At 63.8% G+C, this 21,651-nt stretch carries 19 protein-coding genes; 16 read left to right on the top strand and 3 right to left on the bottom strand.

The features are described 5' to 3' along the window. Positions 1-56 precede the first annotated feature (56 nt). The 3 genes from CCE89_RS10070 to CCE89_RS10080 are packed head-to-tail and all read left to right on the top strand — an operon-like array spanning position 57 to position 2,296. The gene (locus CCE89_RS10070) at positions 57-1,172 is read left to right on the top strand and encodes a CaiB/BaiF CoA transferase family protein (protein WP_086437873.1); all 1,116 of its coding nucleotides are present in this window, start codon (positions 57-59) and stop codon (positions 1,170-1,172) included. 49 nt (positions 1,173-1,221) lie between these two features. Beyond that, a complete protein-coding gene (locus CCE89_RS10075; RefSeq protein ID WP_086437874.1) occupies positions 1,222-1,977 on the top strand; it encodes an enoyl-CoA hydratase/isomerase family protein in 756 nt (251 codons plus the stop codon). A 28-nt stretch (positions 1,978-2,005) separates the two neighbouring features. Continuing rightward, positions 2,006-2,296, top strand: a complete 291-nt coding sequence (locus CCE89_RS10080) for a YciI family protein (RefSeq protein WP_086437875.1) — start codon at positions 2,006-2,008, stop codon at positions 2,294-2,296. Between the two features lie 9 nt (positions 2,297-2,305). On the opposite strand, the gene CCE89_RS10085 is transcribed toward CCE89_RS10080, so the two are convergent. Further along, the gene (locus CCE89_RS10085; RefSeq protein ID WP_086437876.1) at positions 2,306-5,857 is read right to left on the bottom strand and encodes a hydantoinase B/oxoprolinase family protein; all 3,552 of its coding nucleotides are present in this window, start codon (positions 5,855-5,857) and stop codon (positions 2,306-2,308) included. 127 nt (positions 5,858-5,984) lie between these two features. On the opposite strand from CCE89_RS10085, the gene CCE89_RS10090 reads away from it, so the two are divergent. After that, positions 5,985-6,773 carry a FadR/GntR family transcriptional regulator gene (locus CCE89_RS10090; protein ID WP_086437877.1) on the top strand — a complete coding sequence of 263 codons (789 nt, stop codon included), beginning with the start codon at positions 5,985-5,987 and terminating at the stop codon, positions 6,771-6,773. Positions 6,774-6,775: 2 nt separating this feature from the next. Here the strand turns inward: CCE89_RS10090 and CCE89_RS10095 are convergent, their stop codons facing one another. Continuing rightward, positions 6,776-7,012 (bottom strand): hypothetical protein, encoded by a 237-nt coding sequence (locus CCE89_RS10095; RefSeq protein WP_086437878.1) that lies wholly within the window; start codon positions 7,010-7,012, stop codon positions 6,776-6,778. A gap of 208 nt (positions 7,013-7,220) precedes the next feature. On the opposite strand from CCE89_RS10095, the gene CCE89_RS10100 reads away from it, so the two are divergent. The 12 genes from CCE89_RS10100 to CCE89_RS10155 all read left to right on the top strand — a co-directional run bounded on the left by CCE89_RS10100 (position 7,221) and on the right by CCE89_RS10155 (position 20,882). Beyond that, on the top strand, positions 7,221-8,363 hold the full coding sequence (locus CCE89_RS10100; protein ID WP_086437879.1) for an acyl-CoA dehydrogenase family protein: 1,143 nt from the start codon (positions 7,221-7,223) through the stop codon (positions 8,361-8,363). Between the two features lie 26 nt (positions 8,364-8,389). Then, a complete protein-coding gene (locus tag CCE89_RS10105) occupies positions 8,390-9,127 on the top strand; it encodes an SDR family NAD(P)-dependent oxidoreductase (RefSeq protein WP_086437880.1) in 738 nt (245 codons plus the stop codon). Positions 9,128-9,283: 156 nt separating this feature from the next. Continuing rightward, positions 9,284-9,907 (top strand): lytic transglycosylase domain-containing protein, encoded by a 624-nt coding sequence (locus tag CCE89_RS10110; protein ID WP_086437881.1) that lies wholly within the window; start codon positions 9,284-9,286, stop codon positions 9,905-9,907. A 4-nt stretch (positions 9,908-9,911) separates the two neighbouring features. Continuing rightward, entirely contained in the window at positions 9,912-10,217 is a 306-nt protein-coding gene (locus CCE89_RS10115) for a TrbC/VirB2 family protein (protein WP_086437882.1), read from the top strand. Between the two features lie 8 nt (positions 10,218-10,225). Beyond that, entirely contained in the window at positions 10,226-10,510 is a 285-nt protein-coding gene (locus CCE89_RS10120) for a type IV secretion system protein VirB3 (RefSeq protein ID WP_086437883.1), read from the top strand. 18 nt (positions 10,511-10,528) lie between these two features. Further along, on the top strand, positions 10,529-12,979 hold the full coding sequence (locus CCE89_RS10125) for a VirB4 family type IV secretion/conjugal transfer ATPase (RefSeq protein WP_086437884.1): 2,451 nt from the start codon (positions 10,529-10,531) through the stop codon (positions 12,977-12,979). Next, entirely contained in the window at positions 12,976-14,145 is a 1,170-nt protein-coding gene (locus CCE89_RS10130) for a type IV secretion system protein (RefSeq protein ID WP_086437885.1), read from the top strand. Before CCE89_RS10125 ends, CCE89_RS10130 begins: the two co-directional genes overlap by 4 nt. Next, positions 14,142-14,939: a TrbG/VirB9 family P-type conjugative transfer protein gene (locus CCE89_RS10135; protein ID WP_086437886.1), complete on the top strand. Its 798-nt coding sequence runs from the start codon at positions 14,142-14,144 to the stop codon at positions 14,937-14,939. The genes CCE89_RS10130 and CCE89_RS10135 overlap by 4 nt, the downstream gene beginning before the upstream one ends. Positions 14,940-14,950: 11 nt before the next feature. After that, on the top strand, positions 14,951-16,060 hold the full coding sequence (locus tag CCE89_RS10140; RefSeq protein WP_086438073.1) for a TrbI/VirB10 family protein: 1,110 nt from the start codon (positions 14,951-14,953) through the stop codon (positions 16,058-16,060). A gap of 16 nt (positions 16,061-16,076) precedes the next feature. Beyond that, on the top strand, positions 16,077-17,090 hold the full coding sequence (virB11, locus tag CCE89_RS10145) for a P-type DNA transfer ATPase VirB11 (protein ID WP_086437887.1): 1,014 nt from the start codon (positions 16,077-16,079) through the stop codon (positions 17,088-17,090). Between the two features lie 82 nt (positions 17,091-17,172). Continuing rightward, positions 17,173-19,323 (top strand): RNA degradosome polyphosphate kinase, encoded by a 2,151-nt coding sequence (locus CCE89_RS10150; RefSeq protein WP_086437888.1) that lies wholly within the window; start codon positions 17,173-17,175, stop codon positions 19,321-19,323. Further along, the gene (locus tag CCE89_RS10155) at positions 19,323-20,882 is read left to right on the top strand and encodes a Ppx/GppA family phosphatase (RefSeq protein WP_086437889.1); all 1,560 of its coding nucleotides are present in this window, start codon (positions 19,323-19,325) and stop codon (positions 20,880-20,882) included. Before CCE89_RS10150 ends, CCE89_RS10155 begins: the two co-directional genes overlap by 1 nt. Here the strand turns inward: CCE89_RS10155 and CCE89_RS10160 are convergent. Next, entirely contained in the window at positions 20,879-21,613 is a 735-nt protein-coding gene (locus CCE89_RS10160; RefSeq protein ID WP_086437890.1) for a queuosine precursor transporter, read from the bottom strand. The two genes, CCE89_RS10155 and CCE89_RS10160, sit on opposite strands and share 4 nt — an antisense overlap. Positions 21,614-21,651: the final 38 nt, after the last annotated feature.

Here is a 21,651-nt window from a genome sequence, read left to right on the forward strand (position 1 = left end):
GGGCGCGTCTGGCAGTCGATCCAGCGCCCTCGAATTAATGTCGAGGGCGGGAATACGTGAGCGCGAAGGGAAAACTTGCAGGGATCAAGGTCGTCGACCTCACCCAGTTCCTCCCGGGTCCGATGATGACGGTCATGATGGCCGATCAGGGCGCAGAGGTGATCAAGGTCGAACCACCTGCAGGCGATCCTGCGCGTGAGCAGGCGCCGTTCGACACTTACGACGGGGCCGAGCATTCGGTCTGGTTTGCCAATCTCAATCGCGGCAAGAAAAGCGTGGTTTGCGATCTAAAGAGCGAGGCGGGCAAGGAAAGGCTGCGCGCGCTCTGCCGTGAGGCGGATGTCTTCGTGGAAGGCTTTCGCCCCGGCGTGATGAAGCGGCTCGGCTTCGATTACGACAGCGTCAGGGCGATCAAGCCCGATATCGTCTATTGCTCGATCTCCGCTTTCGGGCAGGAGGGCGATCTGGCGCACCATCCCGCGCATGACATGGCGGTGCAGGCGCTTGCGGGCTTCCTCTCGGTCAATGACGGAGCCGACGGCATGCCGGTCGTGCCCGGCGCAGCCAGTGCGGACCTTGCCGCCGGTCTTACCGCACTATCCTCGGTCCTGATGGCGCTGGTCGGGCGAGAGCGGTCGGGCGAGGGCGCTTATATCGACTGCGCGATGTTCGACAGCCTGCTGCCGTGGTGTGCCCACACCGCGAGCTCGGCGATTGCCGGCGGCGAGAGCCCGACATCGGCCAACCAGCGCTCGCTTGGCGGGGCTGCCTTTTACCTGGTCTACGAGACGAGTGACGGGCAGCATGTCGTGCTGGGCGGGCGTGAAATGAAGTTTGCGCGCAATCTCCTGACCGCACTCGGTCGCGAAGACCTGATCGCGATCGCCGAGCGCCCTGCTGGCGAACAGGACGAACTGATCGCATTCCTGCGCGGCGTCTTCGCCGGCAAGACACGGCAGGAATGGATCGACTGGTTCGCCGACAAGGACGTTGCCTTCTCGCCCGTGCTCGATTTCCGTGAGGCCTTCGCAGAACCACATATTGCCGAACGCGGTCTGCTTGCGACAAGTGAGGGCGGTGGACGGCATATCGCCCCTGCCATACGTTTCGATCAAAGCGACTGGCACCCGGGCAGGGTACCCCAGCTGGGCGAGAGCGAGTCGGAGGAATAATCCGCTTCGCGCCGCAATGACCGATTGAAGTTTCAAGGAGGAACACCCGATGAGCGTCAGGCTGGAAAAGAACGGAGCGATCGCGCGGATCATCATCGACCGCCCCGATGCGCGCAATTCCATCAATCTCGCCATGTGGGAAACGTTCCCGTCGCTCATCGCCGATGCGGTGTCCGATCCGGCAATACGGGTTCTCGAACTGCGCGGTGCCGAGGGATCGGGCATTTTCAGCGCGGGCGCCGACATCAAGGAAATGCTCGCGCACAAGGACGACATGAGCTGGCTTTCGGCCAATCAGGCGGAGATCAACCGCGTCCAGCATGAACTGGCGCGCGCGGATATTCCCACGATCGCCTTCGTCGACGGTGATTGTATCGGCGGAGGATGTGGGCTGGCGCTGGCCTGCGACATTCGCGTCGCGACACAGAGGGCGCGCTTCGGCATTACGCCGGGCAAGCTCGGCCTCGTCTATCCGCTGCACGACGTAAAGCTGCTCACCGATCTCGTCGGGCCCGGGCAGGCCAAGCGCATGCTGTTTACGGCAGGACTGATCGACGCAGACGAGGCCTATCGCATCGGAATGGTCGAAATCATTGCCGAGGATACGAGCAAATTGATCGAGCAGATGCTGGCCAATTCGACCCATTCCGCGATCGAGAACAAGCGCTTCGTCCGCCGCGTGCTGGAGGGGCAGGGCGATGACGACGATCATTCGTTGAGGGTTTTCCATGCGGCCTTCACGCGCGATGATTTCGCCGAAGGTAGCAGCGCCTTCGTTGAAAAGCGCCAGCCGCGCTTCCACTAGAGGAGGCAAGAGGGAGAGAGCCGCAACGATGCCGCATTTCGCATTCTACTGCCGTGATGGCGAGAATGGCCCCGCGCTGCGCGAACGCACGCGCGACGCGCATCTTGCCTATCTGGACGAGCACGGCGGTAGCTATGCGCTTGCCGGGCCGCTCAAGCAGGATGGCATGGTTATCGGCTCACTGGTGATCATCACTGCTGCAGATGAAACTGCGGCACGCGCGATATTCGAGCGCGATCCCTATTTCGAAGCCGGGGTGTGGCAATCCATCCGCGCTTCGCAATTCGATGCGCTCAAGGGAGAATGGGTCGGGGAATAGCGGCTTCGATCACTTGCCGGACCCATATCCCCCGCCGCCCGGGGTGAGGATCACGAAACTGTCGCCGGGGCGCATTTCAGCCGAACCGGTTGCAGGCAGCCGTTCGATAGTCCCGTCGCTGCGTTCGACCCAGTTCTCACCCGGCAAGGCATCGCCGCCGCCCTGGATACCGGCGGGCGCGATGGCGCGACGGTTGGCGAGAATGTTGGCGCGCATGGGCCGAAGGAAGGTCATGCGGCGTTCCAGACCGTCGCCGCCGCGATGCGCGCCCGGCCCGCCCGAGCCCTGCCTGATGGCGAAGCGATCGAGCCGCACCGGCAGCCGGGTTTCCAGAATCTCCGGATCGGTCAGGTGCGAATTGGTCATGTGCGTCTGCACGCCGCTCGTCCCGTCGTGATCGGGGCCTGCGCCTGAACCACCGGCGATCGTCTCGTAATACTGGTCCTTTCCGTCGCCGAAGGTGAAATTGTTCATGGTTCCCTGGCTCGGCGCGAGACGTCCGGTTGCCGCAAACAGCGCATCGGTCACGACCTGGCTCGTTTCGACATTGCCCGCGACGACCGCGGCAGGAGGCAATGGGTTAAGCATCGAGCCTTCGGGCACGATCAGTTCGACCGGGCGCAGGCAACCATCGTTCATCGGGATGGCGTCGTCGATCAGCGTGCGCACGACATAGAGCGCGGCGGCCCGTGTGATCGAATGCGGAGCGTTGAAATTGTCGGATAGCTGCGCGCTCGTTCCGGTGAAGTCGAACACGGCAGAACGCGTCTCGCGATCGATCTTTATGGCGACCGAGACCTGCGCGCCATTGTCCATCGCATAGGTGAACTCGCCGGGCTCGAGTCGGTCGAGCAGGCGGCGAACGCTTTCCTCGGCATTGTCCAGGACGTGTCCCATGTAGGCGGCAAGCACCTTCGCGCCGTTCTCTCGCGCCGATTTGCCGAGCAGTTCCGCGCCGCGCGTGCAGGCGGCGAGCTGCGCGCGAAGGTCCGAGATATTGCGCGCCGGATTGCGGGCCGGCCATTCGCCAGCAGAGAGCAATTCGCGCAATTCGCTCTCGCAAAAGCGCCCCTCGTCGGCGAGCAGGACATTGTCGAGCAGCACGCCTTCTTCCTCGATCCGGCTGCTTTCGGGCGGCATGGAACCCGGCGCGATTCCGCCGATGTCGGCATGGTGCCCGCGTGCCGCGACGAAGGCGTCAGGCGCGTCGCCCTGATCCCCGTAGAACACCGGGACGATCACCGTAATGTCGGGGAGGTGCGTGCCGCCGCGATAGGGATCGTTGAGAACATAGGCATCGCCGCGCCTGAACCCGCGCCCATCCGCTGCGCTGCCGCGCGCTTCGAGCACCCGCCGGATGCTCTCCCCCATCGATCCGAGGTGCACCGGGATATGCGGGGCGTTAGCGATCAGCGCGCCGTCCGCGTCGAAAATCGCGCAGGAGAAATCGAGCCGTTCCTTGATGTTCACCGAGCTGGCGGTCGATTGCAGGACCAGCCCCATCTCCTCTGCAATCGCCATGAAGTGATTGTTGAAGATCTCGAGCCGGACGGGATCGAGCGCGGTATCTTCCTTGCGGCTGGTATCTCGCGCTTCACTGCGGGTCAGGATCAGGGTCCGGTCCGCAGCGAGGCGCGCCTGCCAGCCTTGCTCGACAACGGTGGTCGAACCGGGATCGATGATGAGTGCGGGGCCTTCGATCGTGTCGCCGTCGGACATCTGCGCGCGCTGAACCGTGCGCCATTGGCCGCTGGAATCGATATCTTTGCCGGTAATATCGGCGGAAGACTGCGCCAGCGACCCGGCCTGTCCGCTGGCCTCGACGCTCAAGGCCTCGACGATGATCTCGGCTTCCTCGTCGCTGTAGCCGAACTGGTCGCGGTGCGCCTTGCGGAAGGCCGCCTCGAGCTCACTCACTTCGGCGTCATCCAGGGACAGCGCGCTGTCGCTCCCCGCAAAGCGTAGCTTGAGACGCACGGCAGAAGTGATTGCGTCCGCTGCAATGCCCTGATCGAGCAGATCATCGCGCGCTTCGACGACAAGTTCCTCGCGGATCGCGCCGAAGTCCGATGAGAGCGGAACCTGCACACTGCGTTCGCGGATCGATTTCACCGGAGCGAGCCCGATGCCATAGGCCGAAAGCAGGCTGGCGAGCGGATGGACGAGCACCGTTTCGATACCCAGTTCGTCGGCGACGCGGCAGGCGTGCTGTCCGCCCGCTCCGCCGAAGCAGGACAGGGCATAGCGCGTCACGTCGCGCCCGCGCGCAACGCTGATCTTGCGGATCGCGATGGCCATGGAGTCTACCGCGATCGTTAGGAAACCCTCGGCAATCTCCTCGCAGGATTTGGGCTCGGGCAGGGCGGAGGCGATCTCTTCCAGACGTGCGTGCGCGGCTTCGGCATCTAGCGGCGCGTCGCCATCGGGTCCGAAGACCTGTGGGAAGAAGGCCGGATCGACGCGGCCCAGCACCAGATTGCAATCGGTCACCGTCAGCGGGCCACCCTTGCCATAGCAGGCGGGTCCGGGATCGGCGCCGGCGCTTTCCGGGCCGACGCGAAAGCGCTCTCCGTCGAAATGGCAGATCGAGCCGCCGCCCGCCGCGACCGTATGGATATGCATCGCCGGCGCCGCGACCCGTACGCCGGATATCACGGCGTCGCCGGTGAGTTCGTATTCGCCCGCATAATGGCACACATCGGTGCTGGTGCCGCCCATGTCGAAGCCGATCAGTCGCTCGTAACCCAGCGGTCTTGCGGTCTCGACCATGCCGACCACACCGCCTGCCGGACCGGAAAGAATCGCGTCCTTACCGCGGAAGGCATGCGCATTGGTCAGCCCGCCGTTCGATTGCATGAAGCGCAGGCTGTCGTGCGCGGGCAGATTGCCCTCCAGTCCCTCGACATAGCGCCGCAGCACCGGGGAGAGATAGGCGTCGATCACGGTCGTATCGCCGCGCGGTACCAGTTTGATGAGTGGTGAAAGTTCGTGGCTGACGCTCACCTGCCGAAATCCGAGCTCGCGCGCTATTTTTGCCGCCAGCGCCTCGTGCGCGGTATATTTCCAGCCGTGCATGAACACGATCGCGAGCGCATCGAAACCGTCATCGCGCAAGGTTTGCAGGGACGAGCGGATAGCGCTTTCATCAGGCTCGACCAGTACTTCGCCATCCGCGCCGACCCGCTCGTCAATCTCGACGACGCGCTCGGGCAATTGTTCGGGAAGCACGATGTGGCGGGCGAAGATATCGGGCCGTGCCTGCGTCCCGATCCGCAGCGCATCGGCGAAACCGCGCGTGATGGCGAGCGCGAGCCGCTCTCCCTTGCGTTCGAGCAGGGCATTGGTCGCAACCGTCGTTCCAACGCGCAGCTCGGCTATCGGACCCTCGCCGTACTCTTCCAGCAAGCGGCGAACGGCCTCGCTCGCCGCGTCGTCGTATCGGCCCGGATCCTCCGACAGCAGCTTGGCAGTGACGAGCTCTCCAGAAGGGGTCGAGGCGACGACATCGGTAAATGTGCCACCGCGGTCGATGGCAAAGCGCCAGGCTGGTTGATCCGTCATGGGGCAAGACTTGGGGACTGCGGCGCGCCAGTCAATCGAGAAGACGGCAAGACTTGCCCATGACAAGCCGGACCGAGATCGCTAACTAGGTGAGACAACCTCTGGCGAACAGGATAATCAGGCGGGCATGGCATCACGCGGAAAGGCAGATGAAGGCAACGCATCGTCGATGGGGCAGCCCGAAGAAGTGCGCGTGCCCAAAACGGCCGAGATCGTCGCCGACAGGATCCGCAAGCGGATCATCGCCGGCGAATTGAAGGAGGGAGACTCGCTCCCGCCGGAAGGGCAACTGCTCGAACGCTTCGGCATATCGCGCCCGACCCTGCGTGAGGCGTTCCGCATTCTTGAGGCCGAGCGCCTGATCGCGGTGTCGCGTGGCTCTCGTACGGGCGCAAGGGTCAGCCCGCCGCAAGTCGGCAGCGTCTCGCGCTATGCCAGCTTCGTGTTGCAGGCAGAGGGCGTGCGCGTACCCGACATTTTCGAGGCGAGGCTCGCGATCGAACTGTTCGCCGTCAGGCGCCTGTGCCGCCAGGTCAAATCCTCGCAGATCAAGCGCTTGCGCAGCGAAGTTGCAAATCTGGAAGCGCTGATGGCAAAAGACGACCCGCGCGCTTTCATCGTCGGGCTCGCCGATTTTCACGTCCTGCTGGTCGAGGTGGGCGGGAACGAGACCCTGCTTTTCATGATCCGTATGCTGCAGGACCTCATGCGTCAGGCGCAGCTACGACTGCTCTCTCGCGAGCGTGAAGACAGTGAAGGCGATAGCGAAAAGGCGATCCGCAGCATGGCCAAGCTGATCGATCTGATCGAGGCCGGGAATCGCGAGGAAGCGGCGCGTCACTGGCGTCTCCACCTCATCAATGCGAACAAGAAAGTGCCCTATGACGGGACCCTGCGCGATCTCCTCAAGGACTGACCTCAGGTCCCGAAAATCGTCTGCAGGACGGTGCGGCGGCGCGGTTTCGACTGGCCAGTCAGTTCAAAGAGGTAGTTGGCCAGCAACACGGCCTGGTTCTTTTCAACCATGATTGCACGCTCGCGCAGTTCCTTCTCACCATCTTCGCTGCGGTGCATCGTCTGCATGGTCAGGAGTATGCGATTGCCCAGAGGGTTCGCTTTCCAGCCTACCAGCGCGCCGGCATCGACATCTTCCATGGCCTGCAATCCTCCTCGACATGGCGGCCTGCTGCGTAAGTTAACACAACTAAGCCGCAATGCGGAGTCGCCACTGCTTTGCCAACCGGCAATGCAGCGCATGCCCCTTAGTGAAACACCCAGGCGCTGTCATTTCCGAGGGCTTTACAAGATTGCCCATGGTGGCATTGCTGATAACCGAAAACCTTATCCGGAGAGTTGAACCACGATGCTCGATACATCCACCCGTTTTGCCTACAATGAAGACCACGAGATGTTCCGTGACACGGTCCGCAAGGTCTTCGCCCAACATCTCGAGCCGAACCTCGATGAGCATGAGAAGAACGGAATTGTCCCGCGCGAGGTATGGAAAGCTGTCGGTGAAGCCGGCCTGCTGTGCCCGACCGTATCGGAAGAGAATGGCGGACTGGGTCTCGATTTCGGCTATTGCGCGATCGTTGGCGAGGAACTTGCCTATCTCGGATCGTCGGCTGGCTTCACCCTGCAGAGCGATATCACCGCGAACTATTTCGAGCGTCTCGGCACGCCGGAACAGCGCGAGAAATATCTCCCCGGCATGGTCTCTGGCGATATCATCACCGCCATCGCGATGACCGAACCGGGTGCGGGGAGCGACCTTCAGGGCATTCGCACCACCGCGATCGAGGATGGCAACCACCTCGTTATCAACGGGTCCAAGACCTACATTACCAACGGGCAGAACGCCGACGTCGTGATCGTCGTCGCCAAAACCGATCCGAGCCAGGGTGCGAAGGGCACCTCGCTGGTGCTGGTCGATGCGGGCACCGAAGGGTTCGAGCGGGGCCGCAACCTCGACAAGATCGGCCAGCATGCTGCCGATACCTCGGAGCTGTTCTTCAACGATTGCCGTGTTCCGAAGACGAATATCCTCGGCGGCGAGGGCAGGGGCTTCGTCCACCTGATGGAAGAGCTCCCGCAGGAGCGCCTCGGCATTGCCGTCGGTGCACAGGCAGCGGCGCAGCGTGCGTTTGACGAGGCCGTGAAATTCACCAAGGAACGCAAGGCTTTCGGGCAGACAGTCTTCGAATTCCAGAACACCAAGTTCACGCTCGCCGATCTCAAGGCGGAACTGCAGGTGGGCTGGGCGCACCTCGACTGGGCGCTTTCTCGCCACCTGAAGAAGGAACTGACGACCGACGAGGCGAGCGCGGCAAAGCTGTGGCACACCGACCTGCAGTGGAAGGCAGTCGATACCGCGCTGCAGTTGCATGGAGGTGCGGGCTACATGAACGAATACGCCATCGCCCGCCTCTGGCGCGACGCACGTGTTACTCGCATCTTCGGCGGCACGAACGAGATCATGAAGGAAGTGATCAGCCGTTCGATCTGAGTGCGCCCTCTTGGGAGAATGATGACATGACCGATCCGCTCGATTTCACCGGCAAGATTGCGCTCGTAGTCGGCGGATCGAGCGGTATCGGCAATGGCGTTGCGCATGCTTTCCGGGAACGCGGCGCCGAGGTTCACGTGACCGGTACTCGCCATGACGAGGGCGACTATCTCGAGAACGAGGACAGCGATTTCACGGGGCTCACCTACCACCAGCTCGACGTGACCGACAGGTCGGCCGTCGACGGGCTGGCCGGCGAGATCGGCGCGGTGGACGTGCTGGTCCTGTGCCAGGGCGCTGTGCGTTACGGGCGGCAGGAGTTCGAGCGCGAGGGCTGGGATATTGTCGTCGACGTCAATCTCAACTCGGTCATGGACTGCGCGCGCGCTTTCCAGCCTGCCCTCGCAGGACGCAGCGGCACAATCATCATCGTGAGCTCGACCGGCGCCTTCCACGCCATGATCGGCAATCCCGCCTATGGCGCGAGCAAGGCGGGCGCTGCGAGCCTCGTCGGTTCGCTGGCGCAGGCCTGGGCGAAGGACGGTATTCGCGTGAACGGAATCGCGCCCGGCTTCGTCGCGACGAAGATGACCAGGGTGACGACCGAGAACGAGAAACGCCGCGAGGGCGTGATCCAGCGCGTGCCGCTTCGCCGCATGGGGACCCCGCAGGATATGGCGGGCGCCGCGCTGTTCCTCGCTTCGCCGCTTGCATCCTACGTCACCGGACAGTCGCTGATCGTCGACGGCGGCCTCTCGCTCTAACCCGCCACCCTGAGTTCGGTCTTTTAATGTCGCCGTGGATCCGCGGGCGCAGCAGCGCGCCTGCATCCATCGAATTTTGTCCTCCGTCCTTTTGTTCAGGATTTTGTCACCGCACTGTCATTTAGGTTAAGCAATGGAGCCGGACGGAGGGTTGCGATGATTCTCGCACACTTGGGGCGGCTGGGTTGTTTTGCAGCGGTCGCTCTGTTTGCAGTACAGGCTCGGGCAGATGTGCTCGAGATCGGAGAGACCGGTGCCCAATGGGTTGCCGGACCGCTCGCTGCCGTGCCGGTCGCAGGCGCGGGTTCCGCGCTCGAACAGGCTCCGGACGATCTCGTGGTCCCGCATGGGGCCGTCGCCGATCCGTCTCGCACGGCGCGGGGCATTCCACTGGAGTATGCGGTCAAGGTCGCCGAGCTTTCCGCACGCTATGACCTCAGCCCTTCGCTGATCGAGGCGCTGGTCTGGCAGGAAAGCCGCTGGCGCCCGAATGCAGTCTCGCACGCCGGTGCGCGCGGGCTTGCCCAGTTGATGCCCGGAACCGCGCGCTACCTCGGCGTCGATCCGGACGATCCTCATGCCAATCTCGAGGGCGGGGCGCGGTATTTGCGCGAACAATTGAACCGCTTCGATGGTGATCTGGAAAAGGCGCTCGCCGCTTATAACGCAGGGCCCGGACGGGTCGAGCGCGCCAAGGGTATTCCGCGCATTCGCGAAACCCAGAATTACGTCGCCTCGATCATGGGGCGGCTGTCGAACCACGCACGTGAAGGACAATAGTGTAATGACAATTTTCTCCCGTCTTTTCGCCGGGATGGCACTCTTCTTTTCCTCGACCGCTGCATTTGCACAGCAGGTGGGGGGCGATCCGCAGGGTTCGGGCCCGGTCGTGTCCGCCCTCGCGTGGTTGCAGGGCACGCTGCTCGGCACGGTCGCGACGACCATTGCTGTCATGGCCGTCGCTGCAATCGGCTTCATGATGCTGACGGGCCGGATGAACTGGCGCTTCGGAGCGACGGTCATCGTCGGCGTGTTCATCCTGTTCGGTGCCACGACGATCGTCGCCGGCATCCAGTCGGCCGCGGGCTAGGGCGCGCGATGAGCGATCTCGTCCGCCATCCTGTCCATCGCGCGCTGACGCGGCCGCAGATGTTTGCCGGGGTGACGATGAACTTCTTCATCATCAACCTGATGGTGACGACGATCGCTTTCCTGATCCTGAAGAGCTTCTGGATCATCCCCGTGCCGATCATAACCCATGCGATCGGCTATTTCGCGAGCATGCGCGAACCGCGGGTATTCGACCTCTGGATTACCAAGGTTTCGATGTGCCCGCGGGTGAAGAACTACAAGCGCTGGGGGTGCAACAGCTATGCGCCCTGACGCGGGAAGGCACGCAGAATGACGAAGTGGCTAGGAGCGGCGAGCTGGAGCGCCAAGGAAGCGCGCGCGGGGGAGCGATTGCCCTACGCGGGGCTGGTCGACGACCGCACGATTCTGCTGCGCGACGGCAGCGTGATGAGCGTGATCCAGGTGCCCGGCCTGTTGTTCGAAACCGAGGATACCGCAAGCCTCAACGCCCATGCGGCAACTCGCGAAGTGATGCTGCGCTCGGCGCTCGATTCCCGTTTCGTGATGTATCACCACGTGATCCGTCGGCGGGTCGAAGTCGAGCTCGATGCCGAGTTCGACGATGCGCTTTCGGGCCATATCGACGCGCGCTGGAAAGAGCGGCTGGCAGGCGGTTCGCTGTTCATCAACGACCAGTTCATCACGCTGATCCGCCGTCCGGCACGCGGCAAGGCGGGCCTTGTCGAGCGCGCACAGCGCAAGTTCTCGCGTCGTGGCGGCGAGATCGAGGCCGACCCCAAGGATCTGCGTGCGCTGCAATCTGCGGTCACCGGCATCGTCGCTTCGCTGTCCTCCTATGGCGCAGCGGTGCTGGGCGATTACGCGAATACGAGCACGGGTGCAGCGGGCGGGACCAATTCGGAACTCCTCGAGCTGCTCTCGGCGCTCTACAATGGCGAGATGCGCCCCGTGCGCCGTCCGGCGGACGATGTCGATATCGGCGACATGCTGCCTTATCGTCGCGCCAGCTTCGGCCTCGATGCGATGGAACTGCGCGGTTCGGGCGCGCCCGATTTCGCTGCGATCCTCGGCCTCAAGGATTATCCCGAGGCGACGTCTCCGGGCCTGCTCGACAATCTGCTGCGTCTGCCGTTCGAAATGGTCATCACGGAAAGCTACGCGCCGACCGAGCGAACCACGGCGAAGGAACGGATCGACCTCGCCCTGCGCCGCTTGCGCTCTGTGGACGAGGAAGCGGCTGCGGAGCGCGCCGACATGCTTTCTGCACGCGATGCGTTGGGCAATGGCGCGGTCGGCTTCGGCGATCATCACCTCACCGTGCTGGTGCGCGAACGCAATCTGGAACGTCTCGACGAGGCGACCGCTGCCTGCGGTGCAGCTCTGGCCGATACGGGCGCGATCGCAGTGCGCGAGGATACCAATCTCGAGCCTGCCTTCTGGGCGCAATTCCCGGGTAACGAGCGCTATGTCGTGCGCCGCGCGCTGATCTCCAGCGCCAACATGGCAAGCTTCGGTTCGCTCCACGGCTTCGCGCTGGGCCAGGCGAGCGGCAACCATTGGGGCGATGCGGTCACCTTGCTGGAAACCACCAGCGCCACGCCGTTTTTCTTCAATTTCCACCACGGCGACCTCGGCAATTTCTCGGTCATCGGCCCCTCCGGCTCGGGCAAAACCGTGGTGATGAACTTCCTTGCCGCGCAGGCGCAGAAGTTCAGCCCGCGGACCATATTGTTCGACAAGGATCGCGGCGCAGAGCTGTTCATTCGCGGGATCGGTGGCCGCTACGACCGGATCGTTGCGGGTGAACCTTCGGGTTTCAACCCGCTCGCGCTGCCCGACACCCCCGCCAACCGCGCGTTCCTGCGTGACTGGCTGGCGGTGCTGCTCGAAGCGTCGGGGCCCGAAGAACTGTCGACCATCGCGCAGGCGGTCGATGCCACCTATGCCAATGACGCTTCGCTCCGCCGCCTGCGCCATTTCAAGGAATTGCTGTCAGGCACGAAGCGCCCGCAGCCGGGCGATCTGGCTGACCGGCTTTCCGCATGGATTTCCGAAGGCGAGCATGGCTGGCTGTTCGACAACGAGCAGGACAGGCTCGATCTTGATCAGCGCGTGCTCGGTTTCGACATGACCGCGCTGCTGGAGAACCCGCGCCTCAGGACCCCGGTGATGATGTACCTCTTCCACCGGATCGAGGAGCGCCTCGACGGCAAGCCGACCATGATCCTGATCGACGAGGGGTGGAAGGCGCTCGACGACGAGGTCTTCGCCGCGCGCATCCGCGACTGGCTCAAGACATTGCGTAAGCGCAATGCGCTGGTCGGTTTTGCCACGCAGTCGGCGCGCGATGCGCTCGAAAGCCGGATTTCGACTGCACTGGTCGAACAGACCGCGACGATGATCTTCATGCCCAATGCCCGCGCGCGGGCCGAGGATTATTGCGACGGCTTCGGGCTCACCCAGCACGAGTTCGAACTTATCAAGTCGCTGCCCGCGCACAGCCGCTGCTTCCTCGTGCGTCAGCCTGACGCGAGCGTCGTGGTGCGGCTCGATCTGGGCGGCGCCCCCGAAGTGCTCACCGTGCTTTCGGGCCGCGAAGCATCGGTTCGCCGCCTTGACGGGTTGCGCGCTTCGCTTGGCGATGATCCCGAACAGTGGTTCCCCGCGCTCACCGGCCATTCCTGGCCCGGTACGGGTGAGGGCGAAGCTGATGACGGGCGAGGCCCGGGCGGCTATTCTATCCGGCAGGCCGCAGAATGAGCGCTGCTTGCGACAACCAGTTGAACGAGCTTGGCGGGGGCATTGCCTCGGCGCTGAGCGCGGTCGATTGCGTCGCGTCCGACGTCACCGCGCAGGCCTTCGGCCGCCTGTTCGCGCCGGGCGGTTCGCTCGGCCTTGCGCTCACGATCCTGCTGACTCTGTTCGTCGCCTTCTTCGGCATCAGCCTGTTGCTGGGCCGTTCGAACCTTTCGATCCGCTCGCTCACCCCGCGCATGATCACGCTGGGCCTCGTCCTGACCTTTGCGACCAGCTGGGTCGCATACCAGAGCGTGGTCTGGACCCTCGCGACCGGCACTCCGGACTGGCTTGCAACGGTGCTGATGGGCAGCGACGGGTCGGCGACACAGGTCTTCGCGCAGAAGCTCGACGTCGTTTTCCTTGCCGTGCAGGAGGCCAGCCAGGGGCAGGAGGACATCAGCGCCTTTTCGCCTGCAGGCATGATGTGGATGGGCGCGATGCTGCTCCTGCTCGGCACCGTCGGCGTGCTGGTGACTGCGCGGATTGCGCTCGCACTGCTCGTTGCACTGGGGCCGATCTTCGTGGTCATGGCGCTGTTCAGCGGCACGCGCGGCCTCTTCACCGGCTGGCTCAAGGGGTTGGTCATGCTAGCCCTTACACCGCTGCTCGCCGTCCTCGGCGGGTCGATCATGCTGGAGCTGGCCGTACCCGTGCTCGGCGCGCTGACTGCTGTACCCGGCCAGATCGAGGCGCAACCGGCCATGGCATTTTTTCTCGTCGGAGCCGTCCACGCCGCGCTGATGGTGATGGCGTTGAAGGTCGCCGGCACCATGGTCGCCGGATGGCAGGTATTCGGCCTCGTGCGCCCGAGCGAGGATCGCGCCGCGCCCGCGAGCGCACCCGCGGCTCCGCGCGAGTTCCACCCCGCGAACTCTCCCGCCGCAGCCGCGCCTTCCGGTGCGGGGTCGCGCCGGATTGATGTTTCGGCAGTTTCGACCGCTACGCCGGCCAATGACGCAGGCTCTTCGGGCACCAGCGTGAGGCAGACCAAGGTCTACGCCACCAGCGCCGCCAATGCCTCGGCACGGCCCACTGCCGAGGGCCCGTCGCGAACGCGCGGCATCGGCAATCGCTTCAAGAGCGCCCCGCAGCGCACCAAATCCCAAGTTTCGGAGAAGTTCTCATGATCCGCGCCAGTCTTGCCGCACTCGCGCCTGTTGCGCTCGCCCTGGCGACCGCCGGACCTGCGCTCGCGGACGATCCGCGCCTCGTCGAACGGCTTTATGATCCGGCCGAGGTGGTGACCATCGCCGGCAAGGCCCGCGTCCAGGCGACCATCATATTCGGTGATGACGAGGCGATCGAGAACGTCGCCATCGGGGACTCGCAGAGCTGGCAGGTCACCCCGAACAAGCGTGCGAATCTGCTGTTCGTCAAACCGCTCTCGCCGACCGCCAGCACGAACATGACGGTGGTCACGAATAAACGTACGTATCTCTTCGATCTCGTCGCCAGCCCGAGGAACAAGCCGCTCTACGTGCTCCAGTTTACCTATCCGGTCGATCCGGAGCAGGAGCAGGCGCAAATGCGTGCGGAAGCGGAGCGCGCCAGCGAGGCTGAACTCGCCGCCGCTTCCGATCCCTATGCCGTGGTCGATCCCTCCGCGCTGAATTTCGCGTGGGCTGCGAGCGGCAAGAAGGCGCTCCTCCCCGCGCAGACTTTCGACGATGGGGAGGCGACCTTTTTGACCTGGCCCGAAGGCGCGGCAGTCCCCGCGATCCTCGTCGCAGATGACGAAGGCACCGAAGGCCCGGTCAACTTCACCGTCCGCGGCGATACTGTCATCGTCGACGGCGTGCCGCAGGCGATCATCTTGCGCGCGGGCAAGGATAGCGCGCTTCTCACGAACAATGCGCCGCCCCCTGCACCGGGCCAGAACCAGTCCAGCGACCCGGCGCTCGCCCAACTGGAGGACAAGTGATGCGCCTCGCCATGCGAATGCCCAGCAAGACCAGCGACAGCGCCAACACTGGCGCGAGCGATCCGCGCGATGGTGAAAGCGCGGAGATCATCGATCTCGCCAGCCGCACCGCCTACCCGCAGGTCACCCAGCGCAATCCGAAGTCGGACAGCCTCGGCCTCGCCGCAGGCGTTGCAATCGTGCTTGGCCTCGGCGCGGTCGCCTTCTGGGCGATGAACTCGGCCCGGCTTGCTCCGCCTGAAAGTGTCGGCAACCCCGCGGTCCAGGCACCCGCTCCGGCGCAGGCGGCGGCAGTCCCCGTGACCAACCCGCAGCCCGGCGCGACCCCCGTGCAAGAGCCACCCGTGTCGGCACCCGCGCCGGTCTATTCCAACGCGCCGAATGTCGAGGCGGTGCCTGCCGCCAACCCCTATTCGAGTCCGACCATGGTCTTCGATGCCAGTGCTGGCGTGCAAACGGTCAGCACCGGCGTGCCCGGAGCGCCCGCTACGGCGGAGAACCCCAGCGGCGCAGCAGGCTCGGCAGCAGACTTTGCCAGCCGGATCGGCGGTGTCGGCGGTGCGCCCGCGAGCGCTCAGGCTATGGCCAATCCGACCACGACGGTCACGCAGGGCACGCTGATTCCGGCCATCCTGGAGACTGCGATCGACACCGATGTGCCCGGCTATGTGCGCGCAGTCGTGAGCCAGGACGTCAAGAGTTTCGACGGTACCAATGTGCTCGTGCCGCGCTCCTCGCGCCTCATCGGCCAGTACCAGTCGGGCCTGCAAGGCAACCAGAAGCGCGCCTATGTCATCTGGACCCGCCTGATCCGGCCCGACGGCGCTTCGGTGAACCTCGCTTCGCCCGCAGTCGGCTTCGATGGCGCGACCGGCATTCAGGGCGAGGTCAAATCCAACTTCTTCAAGCGCTTCGGTTCGGCGATGTTGCTCTCGGTCGTCGGTGGATTGTCGACCATCGCCTCTGGCGGGGCATCCGTCGTGCTCGGCGGAGCGGGCCAGTCGGCCGCCGGTGTCGCCGCGCAGCAGGACAGCCAGATCGGCCCCACGGTGCGCGTGCGCCAGGGTGAGCCGATCCGCGTCTTCACCGCGCGCGATCTCGACTTCAGCAGCGTGAATTGATCGGGCAGGGCAAACGTTGAGCGCCGACATCCATCCCTTGCCAGCCGATCCCACTAGCGACGGCGAACGCAGCGTCTATCTCGACGCCTACCTTGCGCCGTTCCGCCAATGGCTCGACACGGACACCGTTACTGAGATACTCGTCAATCGCCCGGGTGAGGTATGGGTGGAGGACGCCGCACAACCGGGCATGCAGCGTATCGAAGCGCCCGAGATCGATGACCGGCTGATCCAGCGCCTTGCCGAACAGGTTGCCCGGGTCAGCCATCAGGGGATCAACCGCGAACACCCGCTGCTCGGCGCGACGCTCCCGGCGCGGGACGGCGAGACCGGCGCGCGCGTCCAGTTCTGCGGTCCGCCCGCTGCTCGCAAGCACTGGGCCATGGCGATCCGCCGCCATCGCCGCCTCGACCTGCCGCTCGATGCCTATGATGCAGGTCCACTCAAAGGCGAAACCGCGCCGGAGATGCCCGACGCGCAGGAACAGCCGATTGCCTATTTGCGCGAAGCCATTCGCCAGCGCCGCACGATCCTGATTTCGGGCGGCACGTCGAGCGGCAAAACCACCTTCCTCAACGCCATGCTGCAGGAAATCCCCCGCTCGCAGCGCGTGGTCCTCGTCGAGGACACACCCGAACTGAAGCTACCCGGTGCCAACGGGGTCGGTCTGGTTGCGGTCAAGGGCGAGCTGGGCGAGGCCAAGGTTACCGCCAACGAGCTGCTCCAGGCCGCCCTGCGCCTGCGCCCCGATCGAATTGTTCTGGGCGAATTGCGCGGTACCGAGAGCGTCTCGTTCCTTCGCGCGATCAACACAGGTCACCCGGGCAGCTTCTCCACCATTCACGCCAACTCGCTCAAGGGCGCGCTCGAACAGCTCGCGCTCATGGTCATGCAGACCGGCATCGGCCTCTCGCGGCAGGATACGCTCGAATACGCCGCATCGGTGATCGACGTCGTCGTCCAGCTTGGTCGCGACTCTGAGGGAAAACGCGGAATTACCCAGATTATCGAGGGCAAGAGCCTCGTCTGAAGGCTTTGCGACCGGAGCAAGCTTTGCCTTGACGGTTCGCTCGACCTTGCCCAAGCCATGAAGGCAGGAGCGTGCGTGGACGATGAGCAGCAAGCCGATCATCAATGACAACGAGCAGGAAGAAGCTCCTGCCGAGCGCTATTTCAACCGCGAACTGAGCTGGCTGAGCTTCAACGAGCGGGTTCTCGCGGAAGCGAGCAACGAAAGCTATCCGCTGCTCGAACGGCTGCGGTTTCTCTCGATATCAGGCAGCAATCTCGACGAGTTCATGATGATCCGTGTCGCCGGCCTGGTCGGACAGGTCCAGCGTGGTATCGAACTCCCTTCGATCGACGGACGCACGCCGAGCCAGCAACTGGCGGCGATAAGGGAGCGGCTGAGTACGATTGCCAGCGATCAGCAAGCGATCTGGAACGACCTGCACGACCGCCTCGCCGAGCAGGGCATCCACATCACCGACGACGAACTCGTCAGCGAAAGCGCCTATCGCTGGCTGCGTGACTATTTCCTTGAAGAGATCGTGCCGGTCATCACGCCGCAGGCGATCGATCCCGGGCACCCGTTTCCATTTGTGACCAACGAGGGGATGGGCCTCCTGTTCAACCTCACTCGGGAGGCAGACAAGGAAAAGATCATCGAGATGGTCCTCATCCCCCCGGCCTTGCCGCGCTACGTCCGGGCGCCGGGTGAAGAGGCGGTCTACATCAGCATCGCGAGCCTCATTGGCCGCTTTGCCGATCATCTCTTCCCGGGCTTCAAGATCAAGGGATCGGGCCTGTTCCGGGTGCTGCGAGACAGCGATATCGAGATCGAGGAAGAGGCCGAGGATCTCGTCCGCACCTTCCGTAGCGCGATCCAGCGCCGCCGCCGCGGCAAGGTGATCCAGCTCGAGATCGAGGAGGATTTCGACAAGCGGGCCGAGCAGGTCCTGCTCGAACAGCTGGGCGTCAGCGATGCGATGGTTATCAAGACCGATGGGGTCATCGGCTTCGACGGGCTGGATGAAATCGTCGACGGCGAAGACCGGCCCGATCTCAAATTCGAAAGCTACAGCCCGCGCTATCCCGAGCGTATTCGCGAACATGATGGCGATTGCTTCGCCGCGATCCGCGAGAAGGATATCGTGATCCATCACCCTTACGAAAGTTTCGAGGTGGTGGTCGACTTCATCAGGCAGGCTGCAGCCGATCCCGACGTAGTGGCGATCAAGCAGACGCTCTACCGCGCGGGCAGCCAGTCGGCGGTCATCAACGCGCTGATTGCGGCGGCAGAGAATGGCAAATCCGTCACCGCAGTGGTCGAGCTGAAGGCGCGCTTCGATGAAGAACAGAACCTCATGTGGGCGAGTCAGCTGGAGCGCGCTGGGGTCCAGGTGATCTACGGTTTTCTCGACTGGAAGACCCACGCCAAGGTGGCGATGGTCGTGCGGCGGGAGGAAGAGGGTTTCCGTACTTACTGCCATTTCGGCACCGGCAATTACCACCCGATGACAGCGCTGACCTATACCGACCTCAGCTTTTTTACTGCCAATCCGAAATTGGGGCGCGATGCGGCCAAGCTCTTCAATTTCGTGACCGGATATGTCGAGCCGCGCTCGACCGAACTCCTGGCGATTGCACCGCATAATCTGCGCGAGGAAATCTACGCAAGGATCGACAAGGAAATAGAAAATGCCCGCGAAGGCACGCCGGCGGCGATCTGGATCAAGTGCAACCAGATCACCGATCAGGCGATGATCGACCGGCTCTACGAAGCGAGCCAGGCAGGTGTCGAGATTGAGCTGGTCGTGCGCGGGATATGCTGTCTGATCCCCGGCATTCCCGGTGTAAGCGAGAATATCCGGATCAAATCGATCATCGGGCGGTTTCTTGAGCATGGCCGTATCTATGCTTTTGCCAATGGCAAGCCGATGCCCTCAGCCAAGTCGGTGGTGTACATCGGCTCTGCCGACCTGATGGAACGCAATCTCGACCGCCGCGTCGAAACGCTGATTCAGATCCGTAACAAGACGGTGCACGATCAGGTGCTCCAGCAGGTGTTGCTCGCCAATGTGCTCGACACCGAGCAGAGCTGGGAGTTGCACGCCGACGGCACTTACTCGCGTGTCGAGGCAGATGGCGAACCGTTCAATTGCCACCGTTATTTCATGACCAACCCCTCGCTTTCCGGGCGCGGTGGCGCTCTCGAACTGGGTCCCGTGCCGACGCTGGCGCTGCGCAAGGGTGGCACCTGATGGCGTCACGTTCGCGCAGTTTCGATAGGGCTGGCAGTTTCTCCGGCCACAAGGCGGAACGTGCGATCATCGACATCGGATCGAACACGGTCCGCATGGTGGTTTACGGCGGTGCCATGCGCGCACCGACCATCCTCCTGAACGAGAAAGTCGCGGCGCGGCTCGGGCGTGAAATCACCGAAACCGGCAGGCTCGCAGACGATTCTGTCGAGCTTGCCATGCGCGGCCTCAGGCGGTTCGTCCTGCTGCTCGAAGACCTCGGCGTGAGCGAAGTGCACACGGTGGCCACCGCTGCTTCGCGCGAGGCCACCAATGGCCCGGAATTCATCGCCGCGGTCGAGGACCTGGGGCTCGCACCGCGGGTGATCTCGGGCGAGGAAGAAGCGCGCCTGTCCGCCCATGCCGTGCTCGGCGCTTTTCCGGGGGCTGAAGGCGTGGTTGCCGACCTCGGCGGCGGCAGCCTGGAACTGGTCGAAATCGCCAATGAGGATACAGGTCCGCCGGTCTCGCTTCCTCTCGGCACGCTGCGCCTCGCCGAATACCGCGCCAAGGCCCGCTCCACCATGCGCGAACGGCTGGAAAAGAAGATCGCAAGCTCGGGATGGGGCGGCGCGCGCGGCAAGCCGCTCTACCTTGTCGGCGGAACCTGGCGGGCGATGGCTGTCTATTCGATGGAGGCGCGCAAGTTTCCGCTGACCGATCCGCATGGCCTGTCGCTCGATGCCGAAGCGGTCGGCAAAATTGCCCGGCGACTGGCTCAGAGCCGGCCCGACGACCTGCAGGCGATCGAGCGCATCTCGACCATGCGATCGCAAACCATGCCCGATGCCGCCGTGCTGTTGCAGGCGCTGCTCAAGCAGCTGGAACCGAGCCGGGTTGTGTTCTCCTCATGGGGCTTGCGAGAGGGACTGATTTACGATGGGCTCGCGCCGCATGCGAAGTCGCAGGACCCGTTGCTCGCCGGCGTTTCGCATTTCGCCGAGCAACGCGGCGCGCCGCCGATGCTGGCCACCCGGATCGCAGGCTGGACCGTGAATGCGGTTCCCACTGGTGCGAAGGGTAGCGAAAGGGTGCGGCTCGCGGCGACCATGCTCGCGCTGGCATCGATGCAGATTGAACCCAATCTGCGCCTTCATCAAGCCGTCGACTGGGCTTTGCACAAGCGCTGGATGGCGATATCGCCGCGCGGCCGGGCGATGCTGGCGGCGACGATCGCGGGCAACGGCAACCACCCCGAACTGCCCAAAGCCGTGCGCAAGCTCGCCGACGAGGAGTCGCTCGAGGAAGCGATCCGCTGGGGCCTCGCAATCCGCCTTGCGCGCCGCATCGGAGCGCGCTCGCGTCGGTCGCTGCAGGTCAGCCGGATCGGGATGGAGGACGGCACGCTGATGCTCGATCTGCTCGAAAGCCACGCCGACCTGTTCGGTGTGCCCAACGAGAAAGACATGAAGCTGCTGGCGGACCGGCTTGGGTCCGATTTCGATCTCAGGATCGTGCCGGACGAGGAATGGCACCGCAACGGCGGCGAAGAGGACGATCCTTTCGGCCTGGGGAATTAGCCCGTCCGCTTCTCGCTCGCGAAGGGGGAGAAATCGGTCGATGTGTCGAATATTTCGACGCCTTCCGCCTGTTTGAGCTTGCCCACCACCAGATAGGTCACCGGTGTCAGCACCGCTTCCCACAGCACCTTCAGTAGCCAATTCGAGACCATCACGATCAGGACGTCGCGCGTCTCCCAGATGCCGAGGAATGCGACCGGGTAGAAAATCGCGCTGTCGACGCCTTGTCCGACAATCGTCGATCCGATCGTGCGGCTCCACAGCGCCTTGCCCTCGGTCCATATCTTCATCCGCGCCATGACGTAGGAATTGACGAATTCGCCCGCCCAGAAGGCGATGATCGAGGCGAGCACGATGCGCGGGACGAGGCCGAATACCTGTTCATAGGCATCCTGCCCGTCCCATGTCGCTGCGGGCGGCATGGCGACCACGGCCCAGCTCATGAAGGCCATGAACACCATCGCGCCGAAGCCGACCCAGATCACGCGCCGCGCGCGGGCATAGCCGTAAACCTCGGTCAGAACGTCGCCGATGACGTAGCTGACGGGGAAGAACAGGATGCCTGCCCCGAAGGTGAAACCCGCCACGGTCGAAAGCTTGGCCGCGCCGATAATGTTCGACAGCAGCAGGATGGCGACGAATGCCGCCATGACGATGTCGTAATAGCGAAAGCGAACAGGGGTGCCTGTGCCTTGAAGCGGAGGTGCGGCCGGAGTTTCGGATTTATCCATGGACGCAATGCCTATCTGCATTTGAACCAGCGGGAAAG

The sequence above is a fragment of the Altererythrobacter xiamenensis genome, assembly GCF_900177715.1.
Classification (GTDB): domain Bacteria; phylum Pseudomonadota; class Alphaproteobacteria; order Sphingomonadales; family Sphingomonadaceae; genus Erythrobacter; species Erythrobacter xiamenensis.